General features: G+C 48.7%; 9 protein-coding genes and 2 tRNA genes. 6 read left to right on the top strand and 5 right to left on the bottom strand.

Annotation, left to right across the window (positions count from 1 at the left end; genetic code table 11):
• Positions 1-49 precede the first annotated feature (49 nt).
• The 5 genes from cls to ychF all read right to left on the bottom strand — a co-directional run bounded on the left by cls (position 50) and on the right by ychF (position 4,350).
• Entirely contained in the window at positions 50-1,516 is a 1,467-nt protein-coding gene (cls, locus tag KDK18_RS13770) for a cardiolipin synthase (RefSeq protein WP_257255504.1), read from the bottom strand.
• A gap of 113 nt (positions 1,517-1,629) precedes the next feature.
• A complete protein-coding gene (locus tag KDK18_RS13765; RefSeq protein ID WP_257255503.1) occupies positions 1,630-2,409 on the bottom strand; it encodes a TSUP family transporter in 780 nt (259 codons plus the stop codon).
• A 312-nt stretch (positions 2,410-2,721) separates the two neighbouring features.
• Positions 2,722-2,796: transfer RNA gene (locus tag KDK18_RS13760), tRNA-Gln, on the bottom strand.
• A 90-nt stretch (positions 2,797-2,886) separates the two neighbouring features.
• Positions 2,887-2,963: transfer RNA gene (locus tag KDK18_RS13755), tRNA-Met, on the bottom strand.
• 295 nt (positions 2,964-3,258) lie between these two features.
• Positions 3,259-4,350, bottom strand: a complete 1,092-nt coding sequence (ychF, locus tag KDK18_RS13750) for a redox-regulated ATPase YchF (RefSeq protein ID WP_257255502.1) — start codon at positions 4,348-4,350, stop codon at positions 3,259-3,261.
• A 288-nt stretch (positions 4,351-4,638) separates the two neighbouring features.
• Here ychF and KDK18_RS13745 point away from each other — a divergent pair, with 288 nt between their 5' ends.
• Genes KDK18_RS13745 through KDK18_RS13720 form a run of 6 tightly spaced genes read left to right on the top strand, consistent with a single transcriptional unit; the run spans position 4,639 to position 9,378 of the window.
• Positions 4,639-5,346 carry a DUF2064 domain-containing protein gene (locus KDK18_RS13745; protein WP_257255501.1) on the top strand — a complete coding sequence of 236 codons (708 nt, stop codon included), beginning with the start codon at positions 4,639-4,641 and terminating at the stop codon, positions 5,344-5,346.
• A complete protein-coding gene (locus KDK18_RS13740; RefSeq protein ID WP_257255500.1) occupies positions 5,339-6,391 on the top strand; it encodes a methyltransferase domain-containing protein in 1,053 nt (350 codons plus the stop codon). The genes KDK18_RS13745 and KDK18_RS13740 overlap by 8 nt, the downstream gene beginning before the upstream one ends.
• Complete coding sequence (locus tag KDK18_RS13735; protein WP_257255499.1) at positions 6,382-7,311, top strand: radical SAM protein; 930 nt, start codon at positions 6,382-6,384, stop codon at positions 7,309-7,311. Before KDK18_RS13740 ends, KDK18_RS13735 begins: the two co-directional genes overlap by 10 nt.
• A 24-nt stretch (positions 7,312-7,335) precedes the next feature.
• Entirely contained in the window at positions 7,336-7,776 is a 441-nt protein-coding gene (locus KDK18_RS13730; RefSeq protein ID WP_257255498.1) for an arsenate reductase ArsC, read from the top strand.
• Positions 7,777-7,801: 25 nt separating this feature from the next.
• Positions 7,802-8,662 (top strand): MTAP family purine nucleoside phosphorylase, encoded by an 861-nt coding sequence (locus tag KDK18_RS13725; RefSeq protein WP_257255497.1) that lies wholly within the window; start codon positions 7,802-7,804, stop codon positions 8,660-8,662.
• Between the two features lie 2 nt (positions 8,663-8,664).
• Positions 8,665-9,378: a glycosyltransferase gene (locus tag KDK18_RS13720; protein ID WP_257255496.1), complete on the top strand. Its 714-nt coding sequence runs from the start codon at positions 8,665-8,667 to the stop codon at positions 9,376-9,378.
• The last annotated feature ends 199 nt before the right edge of the window (positions 9,379-9,577 follow it).

Below are 9,577 nucleotides of genomic sequence, written 5' to 3'. Positions count from 1 at the left end.
GACCAATTTATTGCAACCGCAGTAGGACAGCCTTAAGTCCGACAGGCTGCTAGAGCAAAGGACTTAACAGCTGAAATAAACTTTCAAGAAATCTTCTGTTGACAGACCTCTGACTCCACAAAGACAAGCGAACACGCTCAGAACTCTGCATATACTGATCCAGAAGCGTCGCCATGGTTTGGCTGAAAGCTCTGTCATAGATGATCATGGTCACTTCATAATTCAGCCAGACACTGCGCATATCCAGATTGACTGTACCAAACAAAATGGTGGATCGATCGACCAGAACGCACTTGGTATGCAGTAACCCTCCCTTGAACTGCAATATTTTTATCCCTGCATTTAACAAGTCTTCATAGTAGGAACGACTGGCATGGTGAACCATCCTGGAGTCATTTTTGTGGGGAACCAGCAATTGAACGTCCACCCCTCTCATGGCTGCTGACTTCAGGGCGGTCAGCAATGATTCGTCGGGAACAAAATAAGGCGTGGATATCAGCAGCTCTTCTTTGCTTTCATAAATCGCTGTCAGCAAAACCTGATGAAGCCTTTCCCGATCGATACCCGGTCCTGATGGCAACACATGAACATCAGCACCGGCATAACTGTCCAGACAAGATGGTGGAAACTCGTAAGTGGCATTAAACGACGAATGCTTCTCACCCGTTTCAAGCGCTTTATCCCAATGAGCAATAACCGCCATAACGTGGGCAGGAATACCCTCTACCCTTACCATCGCATCTATCCATTGCCCGACATTGGCTCTCTGACGAAAGTGAACCGGATCGACCAGATTAAAGCTGCCACTCCAGGCGATCTCATCGTCAATCACGAGAATTTTGCGATGGTTGCGGATATCAACCCGTTCAAAGAGCATCCTCAAAAGGCCAACCGGCATGGAGCCTGTCACACTGATGCCTTCCAGACGGAAACGTCTTGCCCACTCACCGCGAAGAAACTGTCGGCTACCCACCGCATCAAGTATTACCATGCAGTCAACGCCACGTCGTGAGGCTCTGATCAGGGCCTCTGCCAAAACCTTGATTCGCCCCTTGGGCTCACAGATATAGAACTCCAGAACAATGCTGTGCCTGGCTTTCTCTATATCCTGTAACAGGCCATGAAGGATCGCATCGGTTTCATGAAACAACTGAAGCTTGCTGCAGGGCAACACCGGAATGCCCAAAGTCTGCTCCGCCAGCTTGTAGATCCCCGTGTGAGGGGTATTGGAGGGACACTCGAGCTGCCTCTGGGTGATCACTCTCGACAGGTGACTGGACCACTGTTCATAGTCGGGATAGAGGCTTTCCAGACGTCGGTGCCTTCTTTTTCCAAGACGTCTTGAGCCAAACAAAAGGTAAAAGAAGAAACCGGCTATCGGCAGAATGAACAGCAACAATATCCAGGCCAGTGTCACACCTACTGGCCTGCGCTGCATAATGATGTGTATTCCAAAGGCTATGATCAGGGCAAGATAGATTCCCCCGAACAATGCACTGAGCCAACTGCTGTCCATTCAAATACTCGGGCGACGTTATTCTTGCCAAAACCAGTTATGAGACTCCGGGACGAGGAGCCTGTCGGACTATCTATAATAACGTTAATCTGTCACTTGCGCAGAAAAACCTTTTAAAACAGCAAGTGTCCGTAATCATCCCACATGAGCTTGCCGGTCATAACCAGTGAAATAATGACGATCATGGGACGAATAATCTGCTGACCACGCTTCACAACCATTCTTGATCCCAGTCGGGCACCGATGAACTGGCCAACCAGCATGATTCCCCCTACAGCCCAGACAACCTGACCACCCAATATAAAGAACAGCAGGGAGGCTACATTACTGGTACAGTTCAGAACCTTGGTGTGAGCCGTTGCCATGACCAGGGAATAACCAAGGAGACTGACGAAGGCTATGGCGAAGAAAGAGCCCGTACCCGGCCCAAAGAAGCCATCATAAAAGCCAATCCCCAGCCCTGCTGTGCAGGCAAAAGCCGTCAGGCTCATTCTGGCAGTAGCAGCCCCGGCAATTCGGGCACTGGGGGAAATAATGAAGTAAGCAGCTATACCCAACAACAGGAAGGGAATGGTCTGCCTCAACACCGAAGCATCAATCATCTGCACCAGAATCGCGCCTGCAGCGCTGCCAACAAAGGTCATGAAAATGGCGAAGCGCATTTCCCTGAGATTCACCAGACCTCTTCGAACAAAATAGACACTGGCAGAGAAAGAGCCGCCTGTGGACTGTAATTTGTTAGTCGCCAGAGCCTGTGCCGGGGAAAGCCCCACCGCCAGAAGTGCAGGAACTGTAATCAATCCGCCACCGCCCGCAACAGAATCAACAAAACCAGCCAGAACCGCAACAAGAAACAGCAAAAGCCCCCAATCAAGGGTGAGTACAAAATCCAAAACAGGCCTCAACTTTATGGAGTGTCAGGTTAGTAATCTCTCAGAAACTAACGCAAATGTTTATTCTTTAATGACGAAATTTGTTTTTTCACGGAATTATCTTGATGTTTTGGGTCTTCGACTATTTGCAATGACAACAGATGGACACTCAGACACATCACTTCATGTTCAATGTGACATACGATAACCCAAATAAATCAGACCACCCAGCTCAAAACAAGTTGGGCATAATTTAAACCGGTAAACATTGATACTCTCTGAAAACACCAAAAACGAAAAAGCCCGACGGGTTTTAGTCGGGCTTTAGAAAGATGGCTGGGGTGGAGGGATTCGAACCCCCGCATGGCAGGATCAAAACCTGCTGCCTTACCGCTTGGCGACACCCCAGTAAATACGAAATGTTTTATCGGGTGAGGACATTCCGTGGACACTCTCGACCCTACGTTAACAGTCGCCTACACGCAAACTGCTCAATAATGGTAGCTAGGGGCAGACTCGAACTGCCGACCCCAGCATTATGAGTGCTGTGCTCTAACCAACTGAGCTACCTAGCCGCCGAAAGATGGTGCGCATTGTCAGGATTTAACACTGTCCTGTCAACTGTTTAAGCGGCTTTTTTGGGCACCTTCAGAAAACCCCTATCGCTGTTTCGTATTTTTAAAGACACTGAATTTTGCCTTATTCAAAATCCTTTCATTTTCTCGAAACGCACGGTCAGCGCATCCATTCACACCTGTCTGAATAAGATCAATGTCAATAGCAACATTCAATAGCTCTTTCCAGAACGTTATATGCTGACAACACCCGATATAAAAGACAGGGCTAACTGAACAAGCCGCCCCGCTTGAATCAGACGTTGAAACGAAAATGCATCACATCGCCATCTTTAACGATATAGTCCTTGCCTTCAACTCTCAAACGACCGGCTTCCTTGGCACCCTGCTCACCGTTGTACTGAACGAACTCATCATAAGCCGTCACTTCAGCACGAATAAATCCACGCTCAAAGTCAGTGTGGATCACACCTGCGGCCTGAGGTGCCGTGGCACCGATCTTCACGGTCCAGGCGCGAACCTCTTTAACTCCCGCAGTGAAGTAAGTCTGCAGTCCAAGCAGTTCATAACCACCACGAATCACACGATCCAGGCCCGGCTCTTCCATACCCAGATCGGCCAGAAATTCATCCCGCTCTTCGTCTTCGAGTTCAGCGATCTCAGCTTCCAGCTTGTTGCAGACAGTCACTACAACGGAACCCTCGCTCTGAGCAATGTCACGGACAACATCAAGGTAAGGATTATCTTCAAAGCCATCTTCATCGACGTTGGCAATGTACATGGTGGGTTTCGTAGTAAGAAGATGGAAGGTTTTAGTCAGCTTTTGCTCTTCGTCAGTCATATCCAGAGAACGAACAGGACGACCCTCTTCCAGATGAGGAACAATTCTTTCCAGCAGGGCTTTCTGGGCTTTTGCATCCTTGTCGCCACTCTTGGCTACACGGGTTACACGCTGCAGCTGCTTTTCACAACTTTCCAGGTCGGCCATGGCCAGCTCGATATTGATAATGCCAATATCCGCCGCCGGATCGATCTTGTTGGCCACATGGATAACGTTGTCATTCTCAAAGCAACGAACCACGTGGGCAATAGCATCTGTCTCACGAATATTAGCCAGGAATTTGTTGCCCAAACCTTCACCCTTGGAGGCACCTTCTACCAGGCCAGCAATATCGACAAATTCCATAGTAGTGGGCAACACACGCTCAGGCTTAACAATTTCAGCCAGCCTGTTCAGACGAGGATCGGGCATAGCCACGACACCCGAATTTGGTTCAATAGTACAGAAAGGAAAGTTTTCTGCATCAATCCCTGCCTTGGTCAAAGCATTGAACAGTGTTGATTTGCCGACGTTGGGCAGACCAACGATGCCACATTTAAAGCCCATAAAAAGTTACCAGGGGAAATTCAAAAAATTTGGGGAACGATTATAAAGCCCGACCTGAATTGACACCAGTATTATGCCTGACTGTTGCTCCCGGATTTATACTAACCCAAACTAACGAGATTCCTACGTCAGCATAACAGCAGCTGGCATGCAGACAATCTCACAGAAAGCTTTGAAAAAATAACCAGAGCCATGAATCCAAATCACAGTTTCTGCAGTATAGGTATGCAATAGCAGACGGGAATCTCGCTCTTTCGTTCACATCAGCCAAATCTAAATCAAAGAATAATGATGGGCCACGAGCTTAATCTGATACAAAAGACAACATTAATACTTGTGTGCAAGAAACCAACCTTACGTCAGGGAAAACAGCGTCTCGCTGCTGACATAGGGACTGAAGAGGCTCTGACTGTTGCTCAACACCTGCTTGCTTGCGCGCTGGAAGATTTATCAGAGTGGCCAGGCCAAAAGGTAATTGCCCCCTCTCATGAAAGCGACTGTGTCTGGGCCAGTCAGCTTCTGGAAGACGAGCACGCCCTGATAGTACCCCAAGGCTCAGGTAACCTCGGTGCGAGACTGAATCACATCGACAATGAACTGAGACGCCAGGGAAAAGAAAGCCTCATCTATATCGGCAGTGACTCTCCGACACTCAGCTTCAGGCACCTCTCGGACGCAGCACAAAGACTCAAGACATACGACACAGTATTCAGCAAGGCCAGTGATGGCGGTGTCACCATCATGGCAAACCGAACTCATTGGCCTGACCTTTCAAACCTGCCCTGGAGCACAGAATCTCTGGAAGCTTCACTGGCCAAACTTTGTCGTCAATCATGCTTATCCGTCGGCTATGCTCTTTCTGGTCAGGATGTTGATCATTCAGAGGATTTGCTCGGAGTTTTCCCCGAACTGAATAGTGACAACCGACCTGCCCGAAGGGCACTGGCAAAACACATTAGAACTGTTTTCAAACAAGGAGACACCCCTCATGCATGAAACAGTACAGAATTACTATGGCAAGACCCTTCAGGGCAGCAACGACCTCCAGACCAATGCCTGCTGCACAGATACAGCCATGCCAGGCCATCTGAAAAGCGCTCTTGCCAACATACATGACGAGGTTCTGAGCCATTATTACGGCTGCGGACTGGTCTGCCCTGAGCAACTACAGGGCGCCAGAATACTGGATCTTGGCTCCGGATCGGGTCGTGACTGTTATGCTCTGGCTCAGATGGTAGGAGAGCAGGGTTATGTCGTCGGTGTCGACATGACAGACGAACAGCTTGCCATAGCCAACCGACATGTCGAATACCACCGGGAAAAATTCGGCTATTCAAAAGCCAACACAGAGTTCCTTAAAGGCTATATTGAGAAGCTGGATCAACTGAGCCTTGAAGAAAACAGCTTCGACATGATCATTTCAAACTGCGTAATCAACCTTTCTCCGGACAAGGAAGCGGTACTCAGGGAAGCCTGGCGTCTGCTAAAATCAGGCGGCGAACTCTACTTCTCTGACGTCTATTCTGATCGCCGCATTCCCGCTGAACTGGTTAATGATCCGGTTCTTTATGGAGAATGTCTGAGTGGCGCTCTTTATTGGAATGACTTTTTGAATCTGGCTAAAAAGGCCGGTTTCACGGATCCCAGGCTTGTGGAAGACAAGCCTGTCACCATCAATAATAGTGAGATAGAAGCCAGAGTAGGTAACATCCGGTTTTTCTCTGCGACTTATCGATTGTTCAAACTACCAGAACTGGAAAGTCATTGTGAGGATTATGGGCAGGCTGTGATCTATAAAGGCACGATTGATCACCACCCCGACACCTTCTATCTGGATGGACATCATCCCATTACCCAAGGCAAGGTTTTCCCGGTTTGCGGCAACACCTGGAGAATGTTGCACGACACAAGATTCCGTGAACACTTTGAATTCATTGGCAACTTCAGCACCCACTATGGCATTTTTGATGACTGCGGAATTTCATTGCCCTTCTCATCTTCGACCAATGAGAACACAGGAAGTAATGGATCATGCTGCTAACCGATACACCTCCAAACGCTAAAAGCCAGAATTGGCACTTTACGCCTGATGGCAGCCCCAGAGGCTATATCAAACCCCATCAATTGAAAGAGCTTTGGTTTCATACCGGAACCCGCTGCAATCTTTCCTGTAGCTTTTGTCTGGAAGGTTCAAGTCCGGCCAGCAAGAGGCTGGATGCCCCCACTCTCAAAGAAGTAAAACCATATATTGATGAAGCACTTGAGCTGGGTGTTGAACAGTTCTCACTTACCGGAGGTGAGCCTTTTGTCATCAAAGACATTATCCGGATTCTGGACTACGCCTCTCAGCATCGCCCCTGCCTGGTTCTGACCAACGGCACAACACCCATGATCAAAAGGCTCGATGAACTGGCCCGTTTGAGTGATAACCCTTACTCCATTTCCCTGAGAGTCAGCCTGGACCATCCAAACGCTGAACAGCATGACGCAGGACGAGGTAAAGACAGTTTTGCCACCGCTCTTTCAGGACTGAAATTACTCCATGAAAAGGGCTTTAACGTATCAGTCGCCAGACATATGGAAGCAGACGAAAACACTGCAGAGGTTGAGCAGGCCTTCAGGGATCTTTTTGAACTGAACGGTTTGCCGGTCAATATGAAACAAGTGGCCTTTCCGGATTTCCTGCCACCCGGTTCTTTACCGGATGTCCCCCATGTCAGCACAGACTGTATGACCCGCTACCAGACAGAAGAGAGTCGTCGTCAATTTATGTGCGCGTTTTCCAAAATGATGGTCAAACAGAATGGGCAGATGCAGGTTTATGCCTGCACACTGGTGGATGACGATAGCGAGTACAACCTGGGGAAAAATTTACGAACGAGCCTGACTCAAACCATCAGTATGAAACACCACCGCTGTTACAGCTGTTTTGCTTTCGGTTCTTCCTGCAGCGAACTCTAATCATCAATACATCAAAAGGAATTTATGATGGATAAAACCCGGATACTGTTCCTCTGCACAGGTAACTCCTGCCGCAGCCAGATGGCGGAAGGCTGGGCCAGAAACCTGCTCCCTTCAGGCTATGAGACCTTCTCCGCTGGACTGGAAGCCCACGGGCTCAATCCATCCGCAGTCAGGGTCATGCAGGAAGCGGGCATTGATATCAGCCAACAGCTGTCGCAGACCCTTGAAGATCTGAATCAGAAACATTTCGACTTTATTATCACCGTTTGTGATCACGCCCATAAAACCTGCCCAACGCCCAAAGAGGGGCAGATCATACTCAAACGTTTCGATGACCCTCCCCGACTGGCTAAATCGGTGAAAACAGAAGAAGAATCGTTGGCAATTTACCGTCGTGTAAGAGACGAGATCAGAGTGTGGGTAAATCAGCTTCCCGACCAGATCCAACAGTTGTCTGATTAATTCACCACAATGAAAAGGAAACATTATGCTGGCAGTGATTGGCGGAACAGGCATCTATAAACTCGATGGACTTGAGGTATTGAATGAGCAGAAGATTGAAACACCTTACGGCTCTCATTCAGGTACAATAACGACAGGTCTTTTTAATCAACAAAAGCTGTTGTTCTTGCCCAGACATGGAAGTGGCCACGAACTCTTGCCCCATGAAGTCAATTATCGAGCCAATATCTGGGCATTAAAAAGTCTGGGGGCGACTCGGGTAATAGGCCTTTCTGCGGTGGGCAGCCTGCAGGAGGAAATTGCGCCTGGTGAATTATCTCTGGTCAGTCAGTACTTCGACTTTGTAAAAGGACAGCGGGAAAAAAGCTTTTTCGGTAACGGTCTTGTCGCTCACGTCTCCACCGCACTACCGAGTTGTCATCATCAATCAGAACAGCTGCTCAGCGCTGCTAACTCAGCAGAGATAGGACTGCACAAAGAGAAAACCTATGCCTGCGTTGACGGTCCCAGGCTGGGTAGTCGTGCAGAAAGCCTGTTCCTGAAAAATGCCGCTCAGTGCGACGTTGTGGGCATGACCAATGTGCCTGAAGCGTTTCTGGCGAGAGAAGCTCAACTCTGTTATACAACCATCGCCATTGCCACCGATTATGACTGCTGGAAGGACGATCCTTCAGCCCACGCCAGTGTTGAGCAGATCGTTGCCAGATACGACAGAAGCCTGGCACTGGCCAGAGAGTTGTTAAGACAGTATCTGAAACAACAACAAGAAACGCCCCACGACAACACCCAATGCAACTGCAGGAGCGCACTGAAATCAGCACTACTCTCCCCTGAGAACAACTTGGGTCAGGAACAAAAAGCATTGCTCGAAGTATTGCAAAAATAATCATGTCCAGCATAACAGCAATCGTGCCTCTGGGTCCCGGTGAGCCAGAATGGCCGGTTCTTCTTGAACAATTTAGCCTGCTTCCAGCTGGCAGCGAGATTATCCTCGTTGGCTATAAGGACCAGCAGCGCCCTGCCAAACTGGATCAACTTCCGCCCCCTTTGCTTCATCTCAAATGGTTTTGGTGCGCTGCAGAACAAGGACGTGCCTGCCAGCTCAACGCAGGAGCTCGAGAAGCCACAGGTGACTACCTCTGGTTTTTGCATGCAGACACAATACTGAACAAAGGGAACGTTCAGAGTTTATTGAATGCCATTAATCAGCATCCAGAACGATTGTTTTATTTTGATCTCTGGTTTTACGACAAGCATACCCTCCGGTTATCCATCAACGAATGGGGAGCCAGATTCCGCTCCAATGTTCTGGGGTGTCCTTATGGAGATCAAGGGTTTTGCATTAGCAGGACACAGTTTCTAAACCTGAAGGGCTATCCTACCAACACTGGTTACGGCGAAGATCATGTATTTGTCTGGAAAGCCCGGCAAAACAAGATCCACCTCCACCCCTGTCGGACCAGACTGGGCACCAGCGCAAGAAAGTATCATGAAAGAGGCTGGCTAAATCTAACCCTGAAATACCAGCGTCTCTGGCTCAAGCAGGCGACACCGGAATTTTTTAAATGGCTCAGGATAAAACCAGACAGAAACAGACTCTAAATGGACTCATAAACCAGACTGGTCAGATTTGGCTTATGTACTAGGCTTGACTGATCACAGCCCAAACTGAAGCCATTAGACGAATGCCCGACAAAAGTAAAACGATTGCCATCATCTGTGGAGGTCTGTCTCCGGAAGCAGATGTTTCCAGGCTCTCGGCAAACCGTATCACCCCCTGCCTGGAAGAACATTATGGGAG

Source organism: Endozoicomonas sp. SESOKO3 (assembly GCF_024606255.1).
Note: the sequence above shows the minus strand (reverse complement) of the source record. Positions and strands in the feature narration are given on the sequence as shown.